At 48.0% G+C, this 24,811-nt stretch carries 24 protein-coding genes; 2 read left to right on the top strand and 22 right to left on the bottom strand.

What is annotated here, in order from left to right:
• Window positions 1-32: 32 nt before the first annotated feature.
• The 4 genes from dprA to MKY97_RS10915 all read right to left on the bottom strand — a co-directional run bounded on the left by dprA (window position 33) and on the right by MKY97_RS10915 (window position 4,260).
• Window positions 33-1,163 carry a DNA-processing protein DprA gene (gene dprA / locus MKY97_RS10930; protein WP_342555452.1) on the bottom strand — a complete coding sequence of 377 codons (1,131 nt, stop codon included), beginning with the start codon at window positions 1,161-1,163 and terminating at the stop codon, window positions 33-35.
• 242 nt (window positions 1,164-1,405) lie between these two features.
• Window positions 1,406-2,335 (bottom strand): succinate--CoA ligase subunit alpha, encoded by a 930-nt coding sequence (gene sucD, locus MKY97_RS10925; RefSeq protein WP_090923883.1) that lies wholly within the window; start codon window positions 2,333-2,335, stop codon window positions 1,406-1,408.
• Window positions 2,336-2,398: 63 nt separating this feature from the next.
• Complete coding sequence (sucC, locus tag MKY97_RS10920; protein ID WP_342555451.1) at window positions 2,399-3,559, bottom strand: ADP-forming succinate--CoA ligase subunit beta; 1,161 nt, start codon at window positions 3,557-3,559, stop codon at window positions 2,399-2,401.
• 245 nt (window positions 3,560-3,804) lie between these two features.
• Window positions 3,805-4,260, bottom strand: a complete 456-nt coding sequence (locus MKY97_RS10915; RefSeq protein WP_342555450.1) for a MarR family transcriptional regulator — start codon at window positions 4,258-4,260, stop codon at window positions 3,805-3,807.
• A 489-nt stretch (window positions 4,261-4,749) separates the two neighbouring features.
• Between MKY97_RS10915 and MKY97_RS10910 the strand changes: the two genes are divergently transcribed.
• Complete coding sequence (locus tag MKY97_RS10910) at window positions 4,750-6,372, top strand: YifB family Mg chelatase-like AAA ATPase (protein ID WP_342555449.1); 1,623 nt, start codon at window positions 4,750-4,752, stop codon at window positions 6,370-6,372.
• A 383-nt stretch (window positions 6,373-6,755) separates the two neighbouring features.
• Here MKY97_RS10910 and MKY97_RS10905 read toward each other — a convergent pair whose 3' ends face one another.
• From MKY97_RS10905 to rplS, 9 genes are all read right to left on the bottom strand, one after another.
• Window positions 6,756-7,307 (bottom strand): nitroreductase, encoded by a 552-nt coding sequence (locus tag MKY97_RS10905; RefSeq protein ID WP_342555448.1) that lies wholly within the window; start codon window positions 7,305-7,307, stop codon window positions 6,756-6,758.
• A gap of 165 nt (window positions 7,308-7,472) precedes the next feature.
• Window positions 7,473-7,871, bottom strand: coding sequence for a YraN family protein (locus MKY97_RS10900; protein WP_342555447.1), 399 nt, complete (start codon window positions 7,869-7,871; stop codon window positions 7,473-7,475).
• Window positions 7,865-8,176: an EscU/YscU/HrcU family type III secretion system export apparatus switch protein gene (locus MKY97_RS10895; RefSeq protein ID WP_342555446.1), complete on the bottom strand. Its 312-nt coding sequence runs from the start codon at window positions 8,174-8,176 to the stop codon at window positions 7,865-7,867. The genes MKY97_RS10900 and MKY97_RS10895 overlap by 7 nt, the downstream gene beginning before the upstream one ends.
• Window positions 8,173-8,898, bottom strand: a complete 726-nt coding sequence (locus MKY97_RS10890; RefSeq protein ID WP_342555445.1) for a hypothetical protein — start codon at window positions 8,896-8,898, stop codon at window positions 8,173-8,175. The genes MKY97_RS10895 and MKY97_RS10890 overlap by 4 nt, the downstream gene beginning before the upstream one ends.
• Window positions 8,879-10,177: a hypothetical protein gene (locus MKY97_RS10885; RefSeq protein ID WP_342555444.1), complete on the bottom strand. Its 1,299-nt coding sequence runs from the start codon at window positions 10,175-10,177 to the stop codon at window positions 8,879-8,881. The genes MKY97_RS10890 and MKY97_RS10885 overlap by 20 nt, the downstream gene beginning before the upstream one ends.
• A gap of 30 nt (window positions 10,178-10,207) precedes the next feature.
• Window positions 10,208-10,912, bottom strand: a complete 705-nt coding sequence (locus MKY97_RS10880) for a ribonuclease HII (protein ID WP_342555443.1) — start codon at window positions 10,910-10,912, stop codon at window positions 10,208-10,210.
• A gap of 414 nt (window positions 10,913-11,326) precedes the next feature.
• Window positions 11,327-12,190, bottom strand: coding sequence for a ribosome biogenesis GTPase YlqF (ylqF, locus tag MKY97_RS10875; protein ID WP_110893198.1), 864 nt, complete (start codon window positions 12,188-12,190; stop codon window positions 11,327-11,329).
• Window positions 12,191-12,225: 35 nt separating this feature from the next.
• The gene (gene lepB, locus MKY97_RS10870) at window positions 12,226-12,846 is read right to left on the bottom strand and encodes a signal peptidase I (protein WP_342555442.1); all 621 of its coding nucleotides are present in this window, start codon (window positions 12,844-12,846) and stop codon (window positions 12,226-12,228) included.
• 299 nt (window positions 12,847-13,145) lie between these two features.
• Entirely contained in the window at window positions 13,146-13,487 is a 342-nt protein-coding gene (rplS, locus tag MKY97_RS10865) for a 50S ribosomal protein L19 (protein ID WP_024630190.1), read from the bottom strand.
• A 351-nt stretch (window positions 13,488-13,838) separates the two neighbouring features.
• On the opposite strand from rplS, the gene MKY97_RS10860 reads away from it, so the two are divergent.
• Window positions 13,839-14,792: a polysaccharide deacetylase family protein gene (locus MKY97_RS10860; protein WP_342555441.1), complete on the top strand. Its 954-nt coding sequence runs from the start codon at window positions 13,839-13,841 to the stop codon at window positions 14,790-14,792.
• A gap of 298 nt (window positions 14,793-15,090) precedes the next feature.
• On the opposite strand, the gene trmD is transcribed toward MKY97_RS10860, so the two are convergent.
• The 9 genes from trmD to smc all read right to left on the bottom strand — a co-directional run bounded on the left by trmD (window position 15,091) and on the right by smc (window position 24,796).
• Window positions 15,091-15,852 carry a tRNA (guanosine(37)-N1)-methyltransferase TrmD gene (gene trmD, locus MKY97_RS10855; protein WP_342555440.1) on the bottom strand — a complete coding sequence of 254 codons (762 nt, stop codon included), beginning with the start codon at window positions 15,850-15,852 and terminating at the stop codon, window positions 15,091-15,093.
• 1 nt (window position 15,853) lies between these two features.
• A complete protein-coding gene (gene rimM, locus MKY97_RS10850) occupies window positions 15,854-16,366 on the bottom strand; it encodes a ribosome maturation factor RimM (RefSeq protein ID WP_342555439.1) in 513 nt (170 codons plus the stop codon).
• Between the two features lie 300 nt (window positions 16,367-16,666).
• Window positions 16,667-16,897 carry a KH domain-containing protein gene (locus MKY97_RS10845; RefSeq protein ID WP_024630185.1) on the bottom strand — a complete coding sequence of 77 codons (231 nt, stop codon included), beginning with the start codon at window positions 16,895-16,897 and terminating at the stop codon, window positions 16,667-16,669.
• 23 nt (window positions 16,898-16,920) lie between these two features.
• A complete protein-coding gene (rpsP, locus tag MKY97_RS10840; RefSeq protein ID WP_056700527.1) occupies window positions 16,921-17,193 on the bottom strand; it encodes a 30S ribosomal protein S16 in 273 nt (90 codons plus the stop codon).
• Between the two features lie 54 nt (window positions 17,194-17,247).
• Window positions 17,248-18,624, bottom strand: a complete 1,377-nt coding sequence (gene ffh, locus MKY97_RS10835; protein WP_342555438.1) for a signal recognition particle protein — start codon at window positions 18,622-18,624, stop codon at window positions 17,248-17,250.
• Between the two features lie 67 nt (window positions 18,625-18,691).
• Entirely contained in the window at window positions 18,692-19,042 is a 351-nt protein-coding gene (locus MKY97_RS10830; RefSeq protein WP_342555437.1) for a putative DNA-binding protein, read from the bottom strand.
• Window positions 19,043-19,333: 291 nt separating this feature from the next.
• Window positions 19,334-19,981 (bottom strand): hemolysin III family protein, encoded by a 648-nt coding sequence (locus MKY97_RS10825; protein WP_342555436.1) that lies wholly within the window; start codon window positions 19,979-19,981, stop codon window positions 19,334-19,336.
• Between the two features lie 148 nt (window positions 19,982-20,129).
• Window positions 20,130-21,137, bottom strand: a complete 1,008-nt coding sequence (ftsY, locus tag MKY97_RS10820) for a signal recognition particle-docking protein FtsY (protein WP_342555435.1) — start codon at window positions 21,135-21,137, stop codon at window positions 20,130-20,132.
• Window positions 21,138-21,226: 89 nt separating this feature from the next.
• Window positions 21,227-24,796 carry a chromosome segregation protein SMC gene (gene smc / locus MKY97_RS10815; protein ID WP_342555434.1) on the bottom strand — a complete coding sequence of 1,190 codons (3,570 nt, stop codon included), beginning with the start codon at window positions 24,794-24,796 and terminating at the stop codon, window positions 21,227-21,229.
• Window positions 24,797-24,811: the final 15 nt, after the last annotated feature.

Here is a 24,811-nt window from a genome sequence, read left to right as displayed (position 1 = left end):
ATTCTCCACATACTGCACAGACTGCAGCATCGTCATACCCTCGCATACTTGGTTCCTGGTAATTGGCTAATCTGCTTTTTTATGATTAAAGATAACAGAACTGAATGTAAATGTCCAAAATCCCAACCTAAACGGTCAATCAGCTGATCCAAAGATTGCTCTTCCTGCTCAAGTAAAACGATAATATGCTGTTCATCTGAAGAGAGTTTAATATCCGGAAACAAACCTGGCTCTGCAGATCCTGCTGTTTCTGCCGAACGTCCTCTATTGTAAGGAAGTTGTTCTGCATTTGGCAAGTCCAAACGATACTCTTCCAATAAATCAGCTGCACAAGTGACCAATTTTGCCCCTTGGCGAATCAAATTATGGGCCCCGCGACTTTTTGGAGACGTAATCGGCCCCGGAACTGCAAATACATCCCTGCCTGCTTCCAGTGCTGCATCTGCAGTAATAAGTGAACCACTTCGTATATCTGCTTCCACGACAAGCGTACCGAGTGTTAATCCCGCAATAATCCGGTTTCGCTCTGGAAAAAGACCTTGACGTGCTCTAGTTCCCAATGGATATTCTGACAAAAGAAGACCCGTTTCAGCAATCTGTTCTGCAAGGCTTGTATTTTCAGATGGATACACATGATCAATGCCTGTGCCAAAAACGGCAATCGTCTTCCCACCTGCCCGGATTACGGCTTCATGACAGACGCGATCTATGCCCCTGGCGAGTCCACTTACAATGGTTAACCCGGCATTGCTCAATTGCTCTGCAAGTTTTTCACCAACCTTACGTCCATATACTGTAGGCATCCGTGTCCCCACCATAGCAATCGAAGGCTGATGTAATAAACGACGATCTCCCCGAGCATACATAATCCAGGGCGGCTGAACGGTTTCCTTCATTAATATAGGATAATTCGAATCCAGATAAGTAATAACCTCAATGCCGCGATTATAAACCTGTTCTCTTCTGCTCTCAATCCAGCTGGTATCAAAACCTCTCGCCAAACGAGCTGCCTGATCTTTTCTGAGTCCCGCCGCCATCCAATCTGCTTCCTTATAATACAGAAGCTCCTGCAGTGAGGGCTGCGCTGCCATTAATTTCGCAATACTCTTCTTTCCAATCCCTTCCATCTCATGCAGTCCAAACAAAATCCAACGTTCTTCCATACGACCTGCCTCCCGTAAAAGAGGGGAAAAACTCCCCTCATATTGTGTGATAAGATACGATAAATTGCAAGCGTTTGCACCGTTTGTCCACTTAAACTCTTCTGCATTTTGTTAAAAAAACGCAAAAAAGCAACCCTTCGTCCTGTAAGGACAAAAGGTTGCTTACCTTTACCGTTTCCCTGAAGAAACCGCTCCAAAAATGAATGATTCAGGAGCAGTTTCTTCTATTATAACGGAATAGATTAATGCGTTGTGCACAAATTCAAAATACCGCGTTCTTCAAGCACGCTTACCAAAGTAGAGCCCATTTCGGCTGGTGTTGGAGCAACTTTGATACCGCAAGATTCCAGCTTCGCAATTTTCTCTTTGGCAGTACCTTTACCGCCAGAGATAATCGCACCCGCATGACCCATACGTTTGCCTGGAGGCGCCGTAACTCCGCCGATGAAACCTACCACCGGTTTAGTCATGTTAGCTGCCACCCATTCTGCTGCATCTTCTTCCGCAGTACCACCGATCTCACCGATCATGATCACGGCGTGCGTCTGTGGATCTTCATTGAAGCGTTTCAGGATATCGATAAACTCGGAGCCTTTAACCGGGTCTCCCCCGATCCCTACAGCAGAAGATTGACCAATGCCGCGTGTTGTAAGCTGATGAACAGCCTCATACGTCAGTGTTCCGCTGCGGGAAACGACGCCGACATGTCCTGGCATATGAATGTATCCTGGCATAATACCGATCTTGCATTCTCCCGGTGTGATAACACCTGGACAGTTAGGACCGATCAATACCGTATTTTTGCCGTCCATGAAACGGTCTACTTTGACCATATCAAGAACAGGGATACCTTCCGTAATACAGATAACAAGATCCAGCTCTGCATCGACAGCTTCCATGATGGAATCTGCAGCGAATGCAGGAGGAACATAGATGACGCTCGCTGTTGCGCCAGTCGCTTCCTTCGCTTCCTGCACCGTGTTGAATACCGGCAGGCTGACGACTGAACCGTCTTCCAGCGTGATGTCAACATTGGTTCCGCCTTTACCTGGCGTAACACCGCCTACCATCTGGGTTCCGTAGTCCAATGCGCCCTTCGTGTGGAACATTCCCGTTGAACCCGTAATGCCTTGCGTAATGACTTTTGTATTTTTATCAATCAAAATACTCACGTTGCTTCACATCCTTACGGTTATTTTTCAATTCCCGGACAGCTCCGGTACGAAGGAATGAACTTATTTTACGAGGGCCACAATTTTCTGTGCTCCGTCGGCCATGGAATCCGCAGGAACGATATTCAGGCCAGATTCGCCCAGAATGCGTTTACCCAGTTCCACGTTAGTTCCTTCAAGACGAACAACCAGCGGTTTGGTCAGGCCAAGCTGCTTCGCTGCTTCAACAACACCGTTGGCAATGACATCACAACGCATGATCCCACCGAAGATGTTAACAAAGATTCCGGCTACTTTGGCATCAGACAGAATGATCTTGAATGCTTCCGTAACTTTCTCTGTTGTTGCACCGCCCCCAACATCAAGGAAGTTGGCCGGGTCTCCACCGTAATATTTGATGATGTCCATCGTTGCCATCGCAAGTCCCGCACCGTTAACCATACAGCCAATGTTGCCGTCAAGCGCTATGTAGCTGAGGTCGTATTTGGAAGCTTCGATTTCTTTTTCATCTTCCTCATCCAGGTCACGCAGTTCTTGAATATCCTTGTGACGGAAGAGTGCATTGGAGTCGAAGTTCAGCTTCGCATCCAGCGCGATAACGTTTCCATCTCCGGTAACAACCAGCGGGTTGATCTCGGCGATAGAGCAATCTTTTTCGACAAATGCCTTGTACAAGGCGAGCATGAACTTCACAGCTTTGTTCACGAGTTCATTCGGAATATTAATGCTGTAAGCCAGCTTGCGTGCCTGGAACACTTGAAGCCCGATTGCAGGGTCAACAATCTCTTTGAAAATTTTCTCAGGTGTTGCTTCTGCGACTTCTTCGATCTCTGTACCGCCTTCTTCAGAAGCCATCATAACCACACGGCCTGTGGCACGATCCACAACTACACCCACATAATACTCTTTGCGGATATCGCATCCTTCTTCAATCAGAAGACGTTTCACTTCTTTACCTTCTGGTCCTGTCTGATGGGTCACTAATACTTTGCCCAAAATTTCGGAGGCATAGGCACGAACTTCCTCTGTGCTCTTTGCTACTTTCACACCGCCGGCTTTACCCCGGCCTCCTGCGTGAATTTGCGCTTTAACTACAGTCACCGGACTGCCCAGTGCCTCTGCGGCCGCAACCGCTTCATCGACTGTATAAGCAACCTTCCCATTAGGAACGGTAACTCCATACTGTTTCAGTACTTCTTTTCCTTGATATTCATGGATATTCATTCTCGAATCCTCCTATCAACATGACTGCAACAAGGCGGGCTGGTAGACGAACAAAAGACATATGTTGACTATTTTCACTTAAACCCAATTCATTGTAACACGTTTTTAAAACGCTTTCCTTAAAAAAGTAATGGTTAATAGACAGCTTTTTGATATGGGTATGATCCCTTTTTGTGAATGCTTGGATATATATGGAAAAAACCTCAGCCGAATTGGCTAAGGTTCTGTATGCGAGAATGCTGAAATTATTTTTTAGCAGTGTTTAGATTGGTTTCGTGAACCTTTGCCAGTAGACCTTTGAATTGACCAAGCAGTGCTTCAAACTCTGTACTGTTCAAGCAGGCATCTCCCTGAATGGCATCAGGTATAGATAATGCTTTATTTTTGAGCTCGCGTCCCGACTCAGTCAGTGTAATCATCACTTTACGCTCGTCTTGTGCAGAACGCTCCCGATGAATAAACCCGGCTGCCTGCAAACGTTTCAGCAGCGGAGTCAGGGTACCTGAATCAAGGTACAGTGCCTCTCCGATCTCCTTAACCGTACATTCTTGTCGCTCCCACAATACCATGAGAACCAGGTACTGAGAGTACGTTACACCAAGAACTTCCAAGTAGGGTTGATATAACTTTGTAATTTCACGTGAACAAGCGTATATGGCGAAGCATAATTGATTATCCAGCTTTAATCGATCTGTTTGCATATTATCTTTCTCACCTGCCTAATGTACGTTAAATTGCCTATTCCAGCTTTGCGGGAATCTGTATAGGCATTTCACCTAGCTTCCAGTGAAGTGATTCCCCCCTATTCCTATCTTATCACAAAATACATTAAAAAAAGAATAATTGAGCACAAATTATTTTACTTTATCATTTAATCACGTTAAATTAAGTTGTATAAAATATAATCATGATTTATCCAAGTGAGACGTGCGGATATATCTAGACGAATTCATCTAAAATAGATAACTCAGGATCGAAAAAACTGCTGCAGCGAAGATAACATAGGTTTAAAGTCAAAGATAACGAAGGTTTAATAATAAATATGATGACGTTTTAACACTAAAGGTAACAACGGGTTGACGCTCTGATTCCTTTTATATAAAATGCTAGTAGAAGCTGAGGAAGCACCTTAATTCGAGACTGGCTCGCCCTGTGCGAAGCTGATTACCCGAGTGAGGTGTTTCTTTGTTATGTACGGAAAATTGTATAGCTCATGTCTCTACGGAATTGACGGTGTATTGATTGAGGTGGAAACGGATTTATCCAACGGTTTACCCCTCACTTCCATTATCGGACTGCCTGACTCCGCTATCCGGGAAGCCGTGGAACGGGTTCGTGCGGCGATTAAAAACTGCGGATATCAATATCCGCTGCAGCGCATTACTATTAATCTGGCGCCAGCCGACCTGCGGAAAGAAGGTTCTTCCTTTGATCTTGCCATTGCAATCGCGCTGCTTACGACCAGCGGCCAGCTGATGCTTCCCCTACAGGAACGAACTTTGGTGCTCGGGGAATTGGCACTGGATGGTTCAATCCGGTCCGTGCCCGGTATTTTATCAATGGTTGACTTGGCCAAAAGACAGGGCTTTACTTCTGTTCTACTGCCTTACGATAATGTAGAAGAGGCTTGTCTGATTCGCGGAATCGAAATATGCGGAATTCGCCACTTGAAGGATTTGGTTCCTGATATGACGAGCCTATCAGATGCTTCCCGAGGTTCCTTGACCAGCACAGCTGGAACTATAACAAGTGCGGGGCCGATTACCTTGAAGGATTACAGCCATCTGCGAATCTCCGGACCGTCCAGTAGTGAAGCATGGAGTAAAAGAAAGAAAGACTCCTCCTCTTCCTCTGAAGACTACAGAGACGTACTTGGGCAGCACCACGTCAAAAGAGCACTGATGATTGCCGCTGCCGGAATGCACAACATTATGCTGGTCGGCCCGCCCGGTACTGGTAAAACGATGCTGATCAAACGTCTGCCTACGATACTGCCGCCTTTGTCGGAAGACGAAGCGCTTGAAGTAACCAAAGTGTTAAGTGCAGCAGGTCAGTTAAAAGAAGCTCCGCTAGGCTTAATTGCAGACAGACCTTTTCGCTCACCTCATCATACGATATCCACTTCCGGTCTGATTGGAGGCGGAGGAATTCCTAAACCCGGTGAGGTCAGTCTCGCTCATCGCGGAATATTGTTTCTGGATGAACTGCCTGAGTTTCAGCGTCAGGTTCTTGAAGTGCTCAGACAGCCGATGGAGGATCAGACGGTAACGATCAGCCGGGCAAGGGCTGCGTTCACCTTCCCGGCACAGTTCATGCTTGCCTGTTCCATGAACCCATGCCCCTGTGGGTATTTGTCGGCTCAAGCCGAAGAACAGCGATGCATCTGCAGTCCCGCGCGCGTCGCTGCGTACCGGGCAAAAATATCAGGACCGCTGCTTGATCGTATCGATCTGCAGGTCGAGGTACCTCCGCCAGGCGACTGGCGTAAGTCAGGAGCTTCCCCTTCTTCTGCCGAGATGCAGGTCAAAGTAATGGCGGCCCATTCCATTCAGGCCAAACGTTATGCAGCGCATTCCGTCCGATGGAACAGTCAGCTCTCCGGCACATTTTTACGAAAAACCATTCGGCTGCCCACTGACGCAGAACAGTTGTTGAACCAGACCCTGCAGACACTGCATCTGAGCATGCGTGCTCATGACCGAATAATGAAGATGGCGCAAACGATCGCTGATCTGGATCATGAAGGAGAGATACTGACCGCGCATGTGGCAGAAGCGATTCAGTATCGCCAGTTAGACTTGAATTTATTTTAATGCCGATATGCAGCTGCCTAAATAAAAAGCCGTATAACAGCTTTCTTTACATGCGTAAAGAAGAGCAAATATACGGCTTGGTTGTCGTTAGAAATACATTCACAAGTGGTGAAGCAGAATGAGGTTCCAAATAAACTTGAACTCCAAAGGAGGGGATATGAATGGTAACATCGAATCGTGAAGGTTTGACCTAACAGTTGATAGACCATTTAAAAGGGTTGGATTTTATAACCCGAATCGATGTAATTGGAAGTCTTGCTGAACAAACCTCAGACGTATACTCAGCTGGGCAAACTCAGTACTTCCCCTCTGAAGGCGCTTTTAATAACCAGATTTTACCGAAAAATTAAAAGACCACATGGATGTGGTCTTGAATAAAGTTTTTATTCAAATAAAGTCAGCTTGTCCTTGGCCGGCGTACGCTCTTTCGCTGATGGAATGACATCGGGGTATCCCATGTAGATCATGCCGACAATTTTCTCCCCGGCCTTGATGCCGAGCGGCTTCCGAAACTTGGGTGCATATAAAAATGGTTTGGTTACCCAAAATGTACCGATCTGTTCACTCCATGCTGCGAGCATAAAGTTCTGAACCATCGCACTGACTGCGGCAAAATCTTCATCCCAGATCGCTTGTCTCGGATCTTCCTCCAGAACTACAAGCAAAATGGCAGGTACCTGCTGCACACTCGCCGAAAATTTGTTATCCTCGCCCATCTCGGCTTCAATGGCCTCTGCCAGCTTTTTGCGCCCTTTGCCGTTGAACAATACAAATCTCCACGGCTCACGCAATTTATGGTTAGGTGCCCATACAGCTGTATCCAACAAATCGATGATCCGCTCCGTTGGTACAGGATCTTTTTTAAATTTTTTGACGGTGCGGCGATTCTGGATCGCATGGCGGACTTCGTTGGTTGTCTCCGTCGTTCTACTCATAGGTCATGCCTCCCAATCAACATATTACACGCCAAGTTACAGCTTTTATTATACACTCTTCCAATACACGGATTCAAAGGAATGGAGCATCCAGGACTGCTTAAACAAAGAAGATGGGCTTTAGACAAAGGGTATCTAAAGTCCATCTTCTTTCCAAATCATCAGCTAAAATGCATTTTCCACATGATGTACGGAACCAATATTCCCGGCATTGTCGATCATAACCCCAATGACATCAAATCGTATCTGACGATCATGCTCTCCGTTCAGCTGTATGTAAACCGCAGCCGTCGCGCGTACCTGCTGCATTTTACGCTGATTGACGGACTCTTGAGGCGTGCCAAATGCTGCTGCTGAACTTCGGCTCCGCACCTCAACAAAGATTAACAACTCTTCACGGGCTGCGATAACATCCACTTCCCCGCTGCGGCAGCGCCAGTTTCGCTGGAGGATGCGATACTCATTTTCTTCTAACCAGCGGCAGGCCTCCGCTTCCCCAATCCGACCTTTCTGCTGGCGGCTCAACCTCCCGTTTGGCTTCTGGCCTGAACCTGAATTTACCATGATTCGCTCTCATCACGGCCTGAGGCAAGCCGATCAGCCCGATACACATAGGTGAGCACCTCGGCCACCAACTGATACAATTCCGCCGGAATCTGTTCATCCAGATCCAACTTGGAAAGCACTTCTACTAATGCAGCATCCTCCTGCACGGGTACTCCATTTTCTTTGGCTTTCTCCAGAATGGCTTCAGCTACTTTGCCGCGGCCTTTGGCAGCAACGATCGGCGCCTCGGTCTCTCCAGGAACATATTTTAGCGCAACTGCTTTTTTGGATAACAGATCCGGCTGTGGTGATCCCTCTTTCATACTTTGAAATCCACCCCTTTATACCGCTCAGGACTGTAATCCGCTGCGGTCATTTTGCGATCCGTTCCGGCCTCCTGACCTGCAGGCCAAGGCTCTGCCCTGAAAGTTAACAGCTGATACCCCAATTTATCCAACGATTGGTGAATCATCTCACGTCCGCTCTCCAGCAAGGTTCCCATGCCCTCACGGTCATTCAACACGCGCAGACTAACAATGTTATTCACCACATGCACATCCACAAGGGTATGCCCCAAACTTTTCATGTCCAGATCAAACAGCAGGCGGCAGTTGGACGCATCCAACTCTCCGCGCTGGCCGCGTCGTGACTGAATCTGCACCGAAGCAGTCTGTTCTCCGTCTGGACCGGTGATGGGGATAAACCAGTGCATCTGTGCAAACGCAGCACTGCGATCCGTAGTAAGCAGCAGCTGCTGACCTGTCAGGTACTGCACCGCTTGAGCGGCAGCCTCTTTCAGCGCCGCCGGGGCACTGTCGCTGCTGGCAAGCTGCAGCAGCAGGCCCTTGAGCGTGTCCGCATTCGCCGGACTCGCTGCTTCCCCCACACGCGGCTGCATCGCCGCGCCGTGAACGGCCTGCTGCTCGTGCTCCGCACCGAGCAGCTTCAGCACGCGCCCCACCCACGGGTCTCCTCCGTGGGTGACAGGCGCGTGCGCCGCTGCTGCTCCCGCAGGTGCAGCGGCACTACCGCCAGCCGGCAGCATATCTGCGCCGGCTGACAAGGGCTGCGGCGAGCCTGCGGCAGCCGCAGCCCTCTGGCCGCCCTCCTGCGCGGCAGGGGCGGCTTGGCCTGCCGCACCCGGCTGTGCCGGTGCGGCCGGTGACGCGCCGCGCGCGCGTCCAGCGGCCGCCAGCGGACTTCGGCGCCAGCCGCGCTGGCGTTGGCGCCGCTGGCGCGGCCTGGCCTGCTGCGGACTGCGTCCCGGCAGCAGCAGGCGTGTCTGCGCGGCCGTCTGCATTCACGGCCGCACCTTCAAGCTGGCCCGCACCAGCACGGCCAGCCGCAGCCTCTGCCGCCCCTGGTGCACCCGGGCGGCTCACAGCCTGGCCCGCATCAGCACCGCGCGGGCCTTCCGCAGGTATTCCGTTGCCTGCCGGAATACCTGCGCTGCTTCTGCCAGCAGCCTCTGCACTGCTGGCAGAGCCCTTCGCTCCGGCCTCAGTTCCGGTCTGTCCGCCACTTGTCTGGCCTGCATCTGAAGGAATACTGACCTTCACCTGCTGCCCCGTAACACCTGCTCCATCTGGTGAGCCAGCTGTCGTTAATGGCACAGCTGTTCCCGGTATGTTCTGCTGCAGTGCAGCAGGAGATGATACCAACGTTCCAGCTCCTGGCCTAATCGTATGTGCGGCCGCTGCTTCACCGCCCGAAGCCGGTTTGCCTGAGGTCTGTGACAGCATGGACTCGAGCTGATCCGCAAGACTGCTTAACAGCTGATGAAGAGGTGGTCCAAACACCGTCTGATGTAATCCTTTGACTGTTTCCGCCGTAACGGGCAGGCCCCGCTGAAAAGCTATCCCTGCCGCCTGCACCCATTCCTCCACTGGGACCTGCGCAGGTTTGGCTGCCATCATATGCTGCACCATAGTTACGTTATCCTTGGTCAGCGGAAGGCCGCTGCGCTGCATTGCCAGAAGCAGATCCCGGTTGTCTTTTGTATCGGTCAGCCCTACCTCCTGCAGCAGCTGGTTCATCGAAGCCTGCGGCAGTTCTGCCAGAGAACCGGCCAAAGGTTTCATTACCGTCATTCCGTTCTCTCCTGGAGGCTGGACCTGCAGAAGAGTTGTCTCGCCGGGGCGGAGCGGAGTCTCCAGTTTGGCGCGCACCTGCACTCCTTGTATCTGCAGTACTGCCTCTCCGCCGTCGTCGGATACACTAACAACGGAGCCCCGGACAACCTGACCTTCCTTTAATTCAAGCTGCTTCGCATTTCCCGGTTTGCTGTCCCCCATAAGACCACGAATCATGGAGCTGATGTTCAATCGTTTTCCCTCCTTCCCATATCCGGTCCACTAAAACAATGTTTGCTGTTCTCCAAGCAAATTACCGAGAAAACTTCGCCGGTGCATCGGTGTTGCTCCCAGCGCCATGATCTGCTCCCGGTGAAATTGAGTAGCATAGCCTTTATGTACCGACAAACCATATTCCGGGTATAACGCGTCCCACTCTTCCCTGCACAGCCGATCTCTCGTTACCTTGGCAACAATCGAAGCCGCAGCAATGGATTGACTGTTCGCATCCCCTTTAATGATAGACAGCTGCGGGATATTCACATCGACCTTCTCTGCATCCACCAGCATATAGTGAGGTGTTTCTTCAAGCGCCTCTACAGCACGTTTCATCGCCAATCTGGCGGCTTGTTTAATATTCAGACGATCAATCGTTTCCGCATCTGCATAACCTACACCTACGGCCAGTGCGTTCTCCATAATGATGTCATACAAAGCTTCCCGCTTTTTCTCGGACAGCTTTTTGGAATCATTTACTCCTTCCAAAATAAGTCCTTGGGGCAGAATTACAGCGGCCGCAACAACATCTCCAAACAAACACCCACGCCCTACTTCGTCAATCCCTGCAATATATTCAAACCCGCTCCCCCAGTACTCCCGCTCATATGCTAAAAGATCCCGAGGTTCAATCGTTTCTTTTTTTCTTTTTTTCGGCTTGCCTGCCTGATTTGATAATTCCAACTCTGGAATTGCATCGTTTGCTGTCATTCTATTCCTCTCCCTCACACGTGTGTGTTATGCACCTGTGTAATCCCATCTCGTCGTATATACATTAGACGTAAATACTGCATTTTTTGTTCTGCTTAACCATATTCCTATACACCGTTTCATGTTAAAACGTTGATTAAAAAAGATCTTATGTCTTCATTTATCGGTCGAAATGCAGCTTAATTGAATACATCCAAACTTATGTTCTGCAAATTTACACCGTCATTTATCATATCATGATTTCAATACCCCTTATATACAGAACACATAATTCCACCAAGCGCCCTTTAATTTAATTATTTTCCAAACAAATTACCATTCCTATATTCCCTTCCGCCTGCAAAACACAAAAAAGACCGCTCCCGGTCACCCGGTAACGGCCGCTTCTTTCGGCTCTTGCCATACTTTTTGGGATTAATAAGGAGCTTCCATTGAGAAACGTCCCATCTTGCCCGCACGTAATTCCCGCAGAAACGCTCGAGATGCCTTCTCCAGATCGATCCGTCCACCGCTGATTACACACCCGCGGATTCGGCCGACCTGCTCCATAATGGCGATAACGCTGTCTGAATCGTCTGCGTCTCTGGAAAATTCCTGAAGACCATATCTCTCTTCCAGCGCGTCCCAATAATAACGCATCAGATAACTGATTCCAAAAAATGCAATATCTTCTGCATTCAGAATTTCCTCTTTGATCGCACCCGTTACAGCCAGGCGGTAACCTACGTTTTGATCTTCAAATTTCGGCCACAGAATACCTGGAGTGTCCAGCAGTTCCATTTCCTTGCCTACTTTGATCCACTGTTGACCCTTGGTTACACCTGGACGATCACCCGTCGCTGCGATGCTGCGTCCAGCCAGACGGTTGATCAACGTGGATTTACCTACGTTAGGAATACCGACGATCAATCCTCGGACAGCCCGGGGATTAATCCCTTTTGCCAGCTGCCGATCAATCTTCTCCTTCAGCAGCAGTCTGGCCTGAGCAGGAATATCTTTTACATTCGTACCTGTCGAAGCATCCACAGGAAAAGCGGTGATGCCTTCTTTTTTAAAATATTCGATCCACTCTTGCGTCACTTTGGCATCCGCCAAATCCGATTTATTCAGCAAAATCATACGGGGTTTATCCATCAAAATCTCGTCGATCATCGGATTACGGCTGGAGACAGGCAGACGGGCATCCAATAGTTCGATGACCACGTCAATGAGCTTCAACTTGTCCTGAATCTGGCGTCTGGCTCGGGTCATATGACCTGGAAACCATTGTATCGTCACCTTGTCTTCACCTCATTTAATACTTTCTTTGAATCTTAGTGGTTGATCCACTTAATTTCTCCAATTGGCCAGAAAATAACATCTGCGCGGCCAATAATATCTTTCAGCGAGACATAACCGATCATCCGGCTGTCCGTACTGTTCGGCCGATTATCCCCCATGACAAACACGTGCCCCGGCGGCACCTTACCATCAGGGAATTGTTCATTCGGGAAATCCTTCACGTTATACGTTCCGCCATTGGCCTCTGCAGCATCTATAGCGCCCTGAATATACGTTTCATTCACCTTTTGTCCATTCACCGTTACCGTGTCACCTTGAACCTGAACCGTATCTCCGGCTACTGCAATCACACGTTTAATGAAATCCCGTCCTTCGGAAGGTACATGGAAGACAATCACTTCGCCGCGTTTCGGCTCACGAATATCGTACAGAATTTCATTGACAATGACACGTTCTCCTGTCGAGAAATTCGGCTGCATGGACGGCCCGTCCACAACAAATGGTTTAAAGAGCAGCCAGCGAATCAGAATGACCAGCACGAGTGCAATGACAATGGCTTTCAGCCACTCTACAATTTCATTTTTCGCTTTTTTGGATCGGTTATTTTTTTCTTCGGCAGGTATGCCCTGGTCCTGTTGAACTTCTTGTTCCATTCAAGATCTTCCTCTCTTCACAGTACATGTTTACAGCAGTATACATTCAGCTTTTTGCATCTTCCCTGCACAAGGCCGAGAAAGCAAAATACCTAACTCAGTTATGTAATTCTTGCAGCCAAGCATTACAGTACATTTAACCACAAATCAAATGCCTTTAATAACTGATGTCACAATCCTCCCGGACTTTACGCCGCATATCCGCCATACCATTTTACTCGGAAGTGTACCTCCGGTTCAACTTTTCCCGGACAAAAACGAAAAGGGCTTGTCTCCAAGCCCTTCCGGTATCCGTTATATTAACGAATTTCTTTAATTCTCGCTGCTTTACCGCGTAGTTCACGAAGATAATAAAGCTTCGCACGACGCACTTTACCACGGCGAGCCACTTCGATTCTATCGATTTTAGGGGAATGAAGCGGGAAAGCTCTTTCCACACCTACACCGTAAGAAATTTTACGAACTGTAAAAGTCTCACTAATTCCACCACCACGGCGTTTAATCACAACACCTTCGAACAATTGGATACGCTCACGAGTTCCCTCGATTACCTTAACGTGCACTTTCAAAGTGTCACCAGGACGAAAACTCGGAATATCTTTGCGAAGTTGTTCTTGTGTAATCGCTTGAACGATATTCATCTATGACTCCCTCCTTCCGTACAGGCGTTCATACTTCTTCCAGAGATCACCTTGTCTCTTTCATTATCCATAGAGGACCGCCGTATTCCACACAACAGACTTATTGTATCATGCGGTATATCAAAACACAAGCATAATAAACAAATTCCGAACTTCAGCATAATTAAAATGTAAAATATTTCTTTTTAGTCCAATTTAAAAAATCAACCTCTTCTGTGGATAAAATACTGTAACTTTCCATAACCGAAGATCGTCTATCATGTAGTTATATGCCCATTTTCTTAGGCAGTTCATATTTTTAGGAACATCAATTAAGAAATAAGTGAATGTTAAAGGAGAACCAAGAGAAACATGAAGTATTCAAAAAAAATCATACTAGCAGCACTTGCACTGCTCACATGCACCATTACATTATACGCTTACGCTGTAAATCACCCCACCAATGCTTTATCCCACAAGGCTTGTACGTCCTGGAATATCGTACAGCGAAAAATGTTTACATTATCGCATCCTGACTTCTCCATGTATTCCAAGGTGGATCGCTCAAAGATTGTAATTAAAGAAGGCACAGCCGCCGAAGTTCCTGTACTTATGTATCATTATGTTACGCCTAAGCAGGACAATCGCGAGCCTAACAATAAATCTATTATTGACTTAGAAGTTTTTGAGCAGAACATGAAATATCTATACGAGAACGGGTACCGGACTGTTACTCTCGCCCAGCTTGAACAATATGTTAACGGCGAAATTTCGCTGCCTGAGAAATCTATTGTAATTACCTTTGATGATGGATACCAGAACAATTATACCCTGGCTTATCCTGTACTTAAGAAATATCATTTCCATGCTTCCCTTTTTGTAATCGGAAGTCGCATTCAGCCTACTCCAGTCGTCTTTGATCCCGCCAAAAAAAGCGATATCTCCAAGCCCGAGATGCAGGCCGGAAGCGACGTATTTGAATATAACAGCCACACCTTCAACCTGCATCACAAAGGTTATACGGTATGCGGAGACGATCTGCCCGTTACGCTGGATACCAATCTGCTGGATCACGATATTGAACAGATCAAACAGATCGGTATTGATACACCATATATCGCCTATCCTTATGGTTATTTCAGCGTACAGATGATCTATAAACTGCAGCAGCATGGGTATCGAATGGGTTTCACGGTTATGCCCGGATTTGTTCGTCCAGGTGATTCACCCATGGTTCTGCCCCGCTTGACTGTTACGAATGATACCGACCTGCCAACGCTGCTGCGAACGGGAACCAACACACACAGCAGCAGTGAAGGTTTGTAAAAGAACTGTTTCTAATTAAGGATAAGACCTCTTATCATACAGAAAGCCGATGGGTACAGCCTAAGCTGTCCTCTCGGCTTTTTTACATTTAGGTGATAACCTCATTTTGTATGACGAAAAAAACCAGCCTCAGGCGGCTGGCTTAATGATGAATCATATCACGGTAGTTCATTATTTATTAAAAAAAGCGCAGATGCGGCCTCAATCAGAGCTGCTGCGGTTGAATGAAACTTACTGCAGCTCTATTTGCTATTTACTGCGGTCTGGATCAATGCTGTATATCGCAGAGAGAACATCCCTATTTCTTTTCCTGCTCAGCACGGTACTGCTCCAGCCACTTGCGTTCTTTCTCTGTCAGGTCAGCCGTCTCCAGCAGTTCCGGCCTGCGCTCTAGTGTACGAATCAATGACTGTTCTCTGCGCCAAGCTTCAATATTCAAATGATGCCCGGATAAAAGCATATCCGGTACCTTCATGCCTCTAAATTCAGGCGGACGGGTATAATGGGGATATTCAAGCAGGCCTGTACTGAATGAATCCGTCACTGCACTTGTCTCATTGCCAAGCACGCCAGGAATCAGCCGCACAATACTATCGATAGCCACCATGGCAGGCAGTTCGCCGCCGGTCAGAACATAGTCCCCAATGGACAGTTCATCCGTTACCAGAAACTCACGGATTCGTTCATCATACCCCTCATAATGACCACAGATAAAGATCAGATGGTCTTCTTGAACCAGCTCTTCAGCTTTCTTCTGTGTAAAGGTCTCGCCTTGCGGGCACATCAGAATAATCCGTGGAGCTTTCATCGCTGCTGCAGCTTCACCACGCTGCTCCAATACATCTTCTACCGCAGCAAAGATGGGATCAGGCTTGAGAACCATGCCCCCACCGCCACCATATGGAGCATCATCGACAGTGTTATGTTTATTGGTCGCGTAATTACGGAAATTGACTGCCCTGAGCGACACAATCCCTTTGGCCTGTGCTTTGCCTAGAATGCTCGTTCCAAACACACCGTCGAACATTTCCGGAAATAATGTTAATACATCAACCTTCATGTTACAGCAGTCCTTCCATCAGGTGAATCTTGACCTGCTTCTGCTGCACATCAACATCCAGGACGACATCATCAATGACAGGGATCAGCACTTCTTTTCCTGCTGATGTTTTGACTACCCACACGTCATTAGCTCCTGGTGTCAAGATTTCCGAGATCGTTCCCAGTTGTTCTCCGTCTTCTGTGATGACTGTACATCCTACGATCTGGTGGAAGTAATACTCGCCTTCCTCTAGTTCAGCCAGGTTTTCCTTCGATACTTTAGCCATACCGCCCTTAAACTTTTCCACTTCATTAATGTTACCGTATTCTTTCAGACGAACAATATACATATTTTTATGCAAACGCGCAGATTCCACCGTAACAAGAACGGGATGGTTATCCGGTGTAAACAAAAACAGCTCGGCATCCTTAGCAAAACGCACTTCCGGGAAATCCGTCAAAGGCATGATCTTCAACTCGCCACGAATACCGTGAGTATTCACAACTTTACCTACATTCATAAACTCTGCCATACAATCCTCCTACGAAATTCAATCAAACTAACAGGTACTTCGACTCTCGCACAGCCGTTCCGGCGACGGTTCGTTCTTCCGATCGCTGTTACCCCTCATTTTATGAACTATTTTGAAAAGGTTAAAATGAGGTGATAAAGGCGAACGCTGACGCTTCTCCAGAATCGATTCCGTCCCCTCCACTGCTCCAAAGTCACTCATACCCCAAAATATTTTAATTTAATATCTAATCCAACATATTAAGTTCAGCATGCACGAAAAGGGGCTAGGACATGCATCCTAACCCCCTTTCGTATATCTTCAAGATATGATATCAACGGTAACCCGTTTATCCATCTTAACTGCTGCTGATGTGACGACCGTACGAAGAGATTTTGCGATTCGTCCCTGTTTTCCGATCACCTTTCCGACATCGTCGGGATGCACCGTTAACTCATAAACGACAAGCCGGTCTTTCTCAACCGTCCGAACCGCCACATCTTCCGGATGATCGACCAAAGCCTTAGCAATTATGCTTACTAATTCTTCCATAGATGACCCTCCGAATCAGCACCTTATTTAGATAATTTAGACTCGTGGAATTTCTTCATCACGCCCGCTTTGCTCAGCAAGTTGCGGACAGTGTCGGATGCTTGCGCACCGTTTTGAAGCCATTGCAATGCTTTATCTTCATCGATCTTAACAACAGCCGGTTGTTCAACCGGGTTGTAGTAACCGATCTCCTCGATAAAACGACCGTCACGTGGGGAACGGGAATCCGATACCACTACGCGGTAGAAAGGAGCTTTGTGAGCACCCATACGTTTCAGACGAATACGAACTGCCATTTGAAAATTCACCTCCTTCAATGAAATCTGATTCTGATACAGCTTCATATCCAATCAACGGAAAGGAAACTTCATTCCTTTGCCGAGACCTTTCAGCTGCTTCATCGCTTTGTTCTTGCCGCCTTTAGGACCCATCATATCCGAGAACTGCTTCATCATACGGCGCATTTCGTCAAACTGCTTGATCAGACGATTCACCTCTGCGAGAGACGTTCCGCTTCCGGTCGCAATACGTTTCCGGCGGCTGTGATTAATCATATCCGGGTTACGTTTCTCTTCCGTTGTCATTGAATAGACAATCGCTTCGATCCGGCCCATCTGTTTGTCATCTACTTTCAGGTCTTTCGCTTGTTTCATCTTGCCCATACCCGGAATCATATCCATGATCTGGTCAATTGGTCCAAGCTTCTTCACCTGATCCATCTGCTCCAAGAAATCTTCAAACGTGAATTCTGCATTGCGCATCTTCCGTTCCATTTCCTTCGCCTTCTCGGTATCGATATTCGACTGTGCCTTCTCAATCAAAGACAGCATATCACCCATGCCGAGAATCCGTGAAGCCATACGTTCCGGATGGAACGGTTCAAGAGCATCCAGCTTCTCTCCAAGAGAAGCAAACTTGATCGGACAGCCTGTGACTGCTTTAACAGACAGTGCCGCACCGCCACGTGTATCGCCGTCGAGTTTGGTCAATACAACCCCTGTAAGATCAAGCTGCTGATTAAAGTGTTCCGCCACGTTAACCGCATCTTGTCCTGTCATACTGTCGACAACGAGCAGTACTTCATCCGGATTCACTGCGCTGTGTATCTGGCGAAGCTCTTCCATCAGTTCTTCGTCGACATGCAGACGTCCAGCAGTATCAACGATCACATAATCATTTCCGTTGTCTTTCGCATGCTGCAGACCTTGGCGAGCAATCTCCACCGGGCTTGTCTGATCACCAAGTGTAAATACAGGCGCTTTAATCTGCTCACCCAGTACCTGCAGCTGCTTGATCGCAGCTGGACGATAAATGTCACCGGCAATCAGCAAAGGTCTGCTGTTTTGCTTTTGCAGCATTTTCGCCAGTTTACCGGAAGTCGTCGTTTTACCTGCGCCCTGCAGACCAACCATCATAATCACCGTAGGTGGTTTGTTAGCCTTGGCCAGTTTGGCCTGACTTCCGCCCATCAGATCCGTTAACTCTTTGTTAACAATGTCGATGATGACCATTCCGGGTGTAAAGCTGTCCATTACTTCTTTGCCGACTGCCTTCTCTTTCACTTTGGCGATGAATTCCTTGACCACTTTGAAGTTTACATCCGCTTCAAGCAATGCCAGACGTACTTCGCGCATCGCTTCGGCTACGTCTTCATCAGACACCTTGCCTTTGCCGCGCAGCTTGCTGAACACATTCTGCAATCGGGTCGTTAATCCTTCAAATGCCATGATCCCACCTCCTTTTAAACTTGATTACGCCTTTCAGACCGATTCGTCCCACTTCACTGAACAATAATTATTCAGCGAGCTGTGCAACGAGATCGTGTATTGGTTTGTTGTTATCCACAGTAACGCCAGCGCGTTCCAGTGCTTGTTGTAGATGTTCAAGACAGCGGCTGCGTCTCTCATACTTCTCCAGCAAGCCGAGCTTGCTTTCGTAGTTTTCAAGCACTTGCTCAGCACGCTTGATATGTTCGTATACCGCCTGGCGGCTGATCTCAAACTCGGCTGCAATTTCACCAAGTGAGAAATCATCATGAAAGTAATATTTCAGAAATGTCTGCTGTTTCTCTGTCAGCAGTGATTCATAAAAGGCAAACAGCAAGTTAATCCGGTTTGTCTTCTCAAGCCGGTTTTCTTGACTCATATCGGGGCACTCCCTTCGTCAAGGAAAAACACTTTACACTCTTGCAACGTTCCTAATAATACCTAAAACAAATCAGGTTGTCAAGCAAAAATACTTGTCACAATAAAAAGAGATGCACAGCCCGATCATTAGAGTTTGAAATCGCCATATTTAAGGCTGCGTGCGTCCTTACCTCCATGCTGTTCCCTGCGCTATTCTTCAAGTCTAACATCAACGTTTTGTGACCATAGTCCACTCAAAAACAAAAAAAAACGAAACGTCTCCGGTGAAGAGCCGCTTCGTTTAGCGCTTCTAACGAAGCGGAGTCAGATAAACTATGACGGCAAAGAAATGCAAAATGCTTCCTGCCAGTACGAACAGATGCCAAATCGCATGGTGAAAAGGAAAACCTCTCCATACATAGAACAATGTACCCAGCGTATACATCAGGCCTCCCGCAACCAGCAGTACAATTCCACCTGTCGGAATAGCCACCACAAGAGGCTGCCAGGCCGTAACGATCAGCCAGCCCATCGCAATGTAGAAGATCGTAGACATAAACAGAAACTTTTTCGTGAAAAAGGCTTTGAAGATCACTCCGGCCAGGGCAATGCCCCAGATAATTCCGAACAGCGTCCAGCCCAGCGTCCCTCGCACAGCGACAAATAAAAATGGCGTATATGTGCCTGCGATAAACAGATATATGGAAGAATGATCAAAAAACTCAAACAAATCTTTCGCTTTTCCCTCTTTGAGGGCATGCACCAGTGTTGAATTGGTATACAGCATCAGCATCGTTATTCCATAGATCGTAAAACTAACCACATGCCAGGCCGTTCCTTTCATACTGGAAAATACAATGAGCAGCACCAGCGCAGCTGCACTAAGCACAGCGCCAATTCCATGTGTTACTGCGTTTGCGACCTCTTCACGGCGGGAGTAGGTATAGGTATTGGCCATATCAACCGTCCTTTCTAACCCAATATCATTTGGGTCCATTTACTCTCCATTATACACGTATTGCCGATGACATTACACGTGAGCTCTCACATGATGCAGCGGCAATACAACGAATCATTCTATTTTGGTTCACACATTGGTGACGAGGTTATTTATTCTCGGTTTCGGTGTCCTCTGTCTGCTGTTCCTGGATTAGTCCGGCGAACAGGGCATGTACAAACTGCTCGGAATCAAACTCCTGCAGATCATCGATTTTCTCCCCAAGCCCAACAAGCTTCACGGGCAAGTCCAGCTCCTGACGAATCGCAACCACGATTCCGCCCTTGGCTGTTCCATCCAGCTTGGTTAGCACAAGTCCTGTCACACCGCTCTTCTCGCCGAACAGTTTCGCCTGATTCAAAGCATTCTGTCCTGTCGTTGCATCCAGCACCATGAGTACTTCATGCGGTGCACTCGGAATCTCACGCTGAATGACGCGGTAGATTTTATTCAATTCATCCATCAGGTTGGTTTTGTTCTGCAGGCGGCCTGCCGTGTCGCACAGCAGCACGTCGGCTCCGCGCTGTTTGGCAGCCTGAACCGCATCATACATAACCGCGGCCGGATCAGAACCCGACTGCTGCTTGATTACATCTACACCTGCACGCTGTCCCCATACTTCAAGCTGCTCAATGGCTCCAGCACGGAATGTATCCCCTGCAGCCATAATCACCTTTTTCCCCTGCTGCTTGAAGCGATGTGCAAGCTTGCCAATCGTTGTTGTTTTGCCGACTCCGTTTACACCAACAAACAAAATAACCGTGATGCCATCCGGATTCATTTTGAGTTCATTATTTTGCTCACCGCGAAGCAGATCTGTCAGTTTCTCTGACAGCACAGGCTGCAGCTCAGCCGCATCTTCAATTTTGCGTTTTTTCACTTCTGCACGCAGGTCTTCAATCAGGTTCATAACCGTGTTGACGCCTACGTCTGCTCCAATCAGAATTTCCTCAAGTTCTTCGTAAAATTCCTCATCTATTTTTTTGCGGCGGATGACCAGATCGGTTACTTTCTCTACGAGCCCTTTACGGGTTTTCTCCAATCCATCCTTGAACTGTTTGGTTACCGACTCCGTTTTACTTGCAATGCTGTCTCTAAGCTTTTTAAAGAAACTCATAAAGCCCCTCCATCGTGTACATAATCAATCGTGAGTGATTGTTGTAAAAATGATATGAGTGTTGTTCTGCTGCTCAGCAGTTGATTCGATCAGGCAATTTCGGCTTCCTCGTCCTCCAGTTTTACCGAAACAAGTTTGGATACGCCGCCCTCTTCCATCGTAACCCCGTACAGAACATCTGCTTCTTCCATGGTGCCCTTGCGGTGGGTAACTACAATAAATTGTGTTTGTTCAGAGAACTCGCGCAGGTACTGAGCAAAACGAACAACGTTGGCCTCATCCAGTGCAGCCTCGACTTCGTCCAGCACACAGAAAGGTACAGGTTTCACATGCAGAATTGCAAAGAGCAGAGCCATAGCCGTCAAGGCTCGCTCTCCACCGGACAACAGCTGCAGATTTTGCAGTTTTTTGCCTGGAGGCTGAGCTACAATATCAATACCTGTTTCAAGGAGCCGCTCAGGGTCCATCAGAACCAGGTCAGCACGTCCTCCGCCAAACAGTTTCGTAAATACGGTGCCGAATTCACGGCGGATCGCATCAAACGTAAATTTGAAGCGCTTTGCCATTTCATCTTCCATTTCCCGAATGACCTGATACAGTGTCGTTTTGGCTTCCACTAGATCATTTTTCTGTTCATTCAGGAATTCATACCGCTCATTCACGCGCTGGAACTCTTCGATTGCACCCAGATTCACATCGCCAAGTGCCGATATCGCACGTTTCAACTTCTGCACTTCTGCCTGAGTACTCTCCACATCCTCCGGCACCGGATAACGCTCTTTGGCAAGCTCATAACCTAACTCATATTCATCCATTAGCTTCCGCAGTATGTTTTCCAGCTCAACATCCAGCCGGTTCACGGAAATTTCGGTTTGACGCATCTGCTCTTCTACCGCTTTGAGCTGTGTGCGCTGCTCCTTCGTTTCACTCTCGGCCAGCTCCAGCTTCTTCGACAGTTCACTGCGGGCTGCACGTTTAAAGTCCAGTTCCTGAGATGCCTTAGTCTTTCTGAGCCTGTACTCGTTCAGATCTTCGATCTGCTTTACACTTTCAGTCTGTGTTTTCTTGAAATCAGCTTCCATGGAAGCAAGCAGCGTGCGATTCTGGCGAAGATCTTTAACAAGTGAATCCACCTCGCGTTCCAACCTGCGCAGCTGCTCCTCATTAGAGAAACGTTCCTGATCCAACTTGCCTTCCCGCACTTTAAGTTCAGTCAGCTGGCTCTGGAGTTCTTCTTTTGCAGACTCATTGGCCTTCCGGGCAAATTCGGCCGCATGAATCGCACGGTGTGTCGCTTTCTCTTCTTCTTCAAGCTGCTCCAGCTTTTTCTCCGCTTCCATCCGGGACTTGTCCAGTTCCTTGATCTCTTCGGTAAATCCGCTTTTCTCCTGGCCTGCTGCAGCAACCTGCTCCGACACATGACGCAGTTCATGTTCAATCTGCTTCATCTCCATGGAGGCCTGCTGTTCTGCATTCCGGGTATCATCGCCAGACTGGCGAAGCTGATCCAGGTTGTCCTGACACTGCTCTAACTGAGCCTTCACATCGTCCACACCGCGGTGCAGTTTCACAATCTGCTGCTCGGTATCCAGAATATCCTGATCCAGCTGATCCAGCTGACGCTTGCGGCTGAGCAGACTGCCATTTTTTTTGTGCTGACTGCCTCCTGTCATGGAACCGCCAGCATTGACGACATCCCCTTCAAGAGTTACTACACGGAAACGATACTGACAGCGTGCCGCGATTTTATTCGCGTATTCGAGGGATTCGGCAATAATGACATTGCCAAGCAGGCTGCCGATGATCGAGGCATATCTTGAATCATACTGCACAAGTTCTGCACCAATACCGACAAAGCCGTCCATACCCTCAACCATCGAACGTTCACCCGCACCGATTGAACGAGGACGAATAACGTCCAGCGGAAGAAATGTTGCACGTCCTAATTGACGCTGCTTCAAGAAAGCAATTGCCTGCCTTGATACTGCCTCATTCTCCATAACGATATGCTGCAGCGCGGCACCCATTGCCGTCTCTACAGCAAGCTCAATCTTCTCGGGTACTTTGACGAGTTCTGCCACAGCGCCATGTACCCCGTTCAGGGTACCTTTACGCGACGCTTTGAGTACTTCTTTTACCCCCAGCATAAAGCCGTCAAAATCATCCTGCATCTCTTTCATCGTATCTCTACGAGAAACCTGCGCTTCACGCTTTTGTTCCCATTTTCGAACTGTGCTGCGGCTTTCCTCCAAGAGCTTTTGCAAAGACTGCAGACGTTCACTTTCCGAAATATATCCGCCGCGAAGTTCACTGATTTCCTTACCTAACTGAACGACTTTTTTCTGAATTTCAGCTTTTCGGCTTTCCAGCATTTGTTTCTGTTCTTCCCATTTGCCGGATTCCTCGGATGCGCGGTTCATTCTGCGCTCAAGGGTTTCCTTTTGCTGATCCACGTAACGAATTTCATTACGTGCCTGGGCCATCTGATTCATCAGCTCCAGCAGATTTCCTTTCAGACTTTCCTCCTGCTGCTGACTTATCCCACCGGTAACACCAACAAGCTTGGCTTCTTCTTCGGACAAACGATTCTTGACGTCAGCCAGTTCCAGCTCAATTTTGCCAAACTTCTCCCGCAGGGCAAGCAGCTCGGATTCACGTTCGCGATGTCTCTCTTCACTTACTGCGAGCGTTTCCTTCAGCTGCTCCTGATTCGTCTGCAAATGACGCGCGCGTTCCCTCAGCAATTCCCCGAGCCCTTCACTTTTCTCCGTTGCCTCACTGAATTGCAGTAAAGCAGATTGCAGTTCCTCTATTTCAGTTTCCAGCTGCCGCAGTGCGTTTCGATCGTTCTCGAGCTTTGCGTCATGGGTCGATACAACTGCAGCCAGACCCACCTCTTCCTGTTTGAGCGATTCCAGACGTTCACTTGCTTTACTCCAAGAGGCATGAATCTGTTCAATCTGATACACATACATCGAAATTTCTTGCGATTTAAGCTCAGAACGAAGCTGTTTATAATGCATGGCTCTCTCCGATTGTTCTTTCAGCGGAGCAATCTGGTCCTCAAGCTCGGTCACCAGATCGTGGATGCGCAGCAGATTCTGCTCCGTCTCATCCAGTTTGCGTCCTGCATCCCTTTTACGAGATTTGTATTTAACGATCCCCGAAGCCTCTTCAAAAATTCCACGACGATCCTCGGAGCGAGTACTCAGAATCTCTTCAATTCGTCCTTGTCCAATGATCGAGTATGCCTCTTTACCGATACCGGTATCCATAAATAATTCCGTAATATCTTTCAGACGGCAGGATTGTTTATTGATAAAATACTCGCTATCCCCGCTGCGATGGACACGACGAGTTACCGTCACTTCTCCAAAATCCAGCGCTAATGCATGGTCTTCATTGTCCAGCGTAAGTGACACCTCACCGTAATTGACCGCTTTACGAGCATCACTGCCTGCAAAAATGACATCTTCCATCTTACCACCGCGAAGTGACTTGGCACTCTGCTCTCCCAGTACCCAGCGAATACCATCGGATATATTACTTTTACCACTTCCGTTCGGGCCCACCACAGCTGTAATGCCGCGAACGAACTCCATTTCCGTTTTGTCGGCGAATGACTTGAATCCACCCAATTCAATTCGTTTTAGAAACATAGGGCTTCTCGTCAC

The organism is Paenibacillus sp. FSL R7-0652, from assembly GCF_038595045.1.
Classification (GTDB): domain Bacteria; phylum Bacillota; class Bacilli; order Paenibacillales; family Paenibacillaceae; genus Paenibacillus.
The sequence above is the reverse complement of the archived record's forward strand: the minus strand, read 5'-3'. Positions and strand labels throughout refer to the sequence as shown.

Bases quoted from the DNA above. Each gene is read 5' to 3' on its own strand.
- dprA (WP_342555452.1), bottom strand. From the start codon at position 1,163: ATGGAAGAACGTTGGATTTTGTTTGGACTGCATGAGATGGAAGGGATT.
- sucC (WP_342555451.1), bottom strand. From the start codon at position 3,559: ATGAATATCCATGAATATCAAGGAAAAGAAGTACTGAAACAGTATGGA.
- MKY97_RS10915 (WP_342555450.1), bottom strand. From the start codon at position 4,260: ATGCAAACAGATCGATTAAAGCTGGATAATCAATTATGCTTCGCCATA.
- MKY97_RS10910 (WP_342555449.1), top strand. From the start codon at position 4,750: ATGTACGGAAAATTGTATAGCTCATGTCTCTACGGAATTGACGGTGTA.
- MKY97_RS10905 (WP_342555448.1), bottom strand. From the start codon at position 7,307: ATGAGTAGAACGACGGAGACAACCAACGAAGTCCGCCATGCGATCCAG.
- MKY97_RS10900 (WP_342555447.1), bottom strand. From the start codon at position 7,871: ATGGTAAATTCAGGTTCAGGCCAGAAGCCAAACGGGAGGTTGAGCCGC.
- MKY97_RS10895 (WP_342555446.1), bottom strand. From the start codon at position 8,176: ATGAAAGAGGGATCACCACAGCCGGATCTGTTATCCAAAAAAGCAGTT.
- MKY97_RS10890 (WP_342555445.1), bottom strand. From the start codon at position 8,898: ATGCTGCCGGCTGGCGGTAGTGCCGCTGCACCTGCGGGAGCAGCAGCG.
- MKY97_RS10880 (WP_342555443.1), bottom strand. From the start codon at position 10,912: ATGACAGCAAACGATGCAATTCCAGAGTTGGAATTATCAAATCAGGCA.
- lepB (WP_342555442.1), bottom strand. From the start codon at position 12,846: ATGGAACAAGAAGTTCAACAGGACCAGGGCATACCTGCCGAAGAAAAA.
- rplS (WP_024630190.1), bottom strand. From the start codon at position 13,487: ATGAATATCGTTCAAGCGATTACACAAGAACAACTTCGCAAAGATATT.
- MKY97_RS10860 (WP_342555441.1), top strand. From the start codon at position 13,839: ATGAAGTATTCAAAAAAAATCATACTAGCAGCACTTGCACTGCTCACA.
- trmD (WP_342555440.1), bottom strand. From the start codon at position 15,852: ATGAAGGTTGATGTATTAACATTATTTCCGGAAATGTTCGACGGTGTG.
- rimM (WP_342555439.1), bottom strand. From the start codon at position 16,366: ATGGCAGAGTTTATGAATGTAGGTAAAGTTGTGAATACTCACGGTATT.
- MKY97_RS10845 (WP_024630185.1), bottom strand. From the start codon at position 16,897: ATGGAAGAATTAGTAAGCATAATTGCTAAGGCTTTGGTCGATCATCCG.
- rpsP (WP_056700527.1), bottom strand. From the start codon at position 17,193: ATGGCAGTTCGTATTCGTCTGAAACGTATGGGTGCTCACAAAGCTCCT.
- ffh (WP_342555438.1), bottom strand. From the start codon at position 18,624: ATGGCATTTGAAGGATTAACGACCCGATTGCAGAATGTGTTCAGCAAG.
- MKY97_RS10830 (WP_342555437.1), bottom strand. From the start codon at position 19,042: ATGAGTCAAGAAAACCGGCTTGAGAAGACAAACCGGATTAACTTGCTG.
- MKY97_RS10825 (WP_342555436.1), bottom strand. From the start codon at position 19,981: ATGGCCAATACCTATACCTACTCCCGCCGTGAAGAGGTCGCAAACGCA.
- ftsY (WP_342555435.1), bottom strand. From the start codon at position 21,137: ATGAGTTTCTTTAAAAAGCTTAGAGACAGCATTGCAAGTAAAACGGAG.
- smc (WP_342555434.1), bottom strand. From the start codon at position 24,796: ATGTTTCTAAAACGAATTGAATTGGGTGGATTCAAGTCATTCGCCGAC.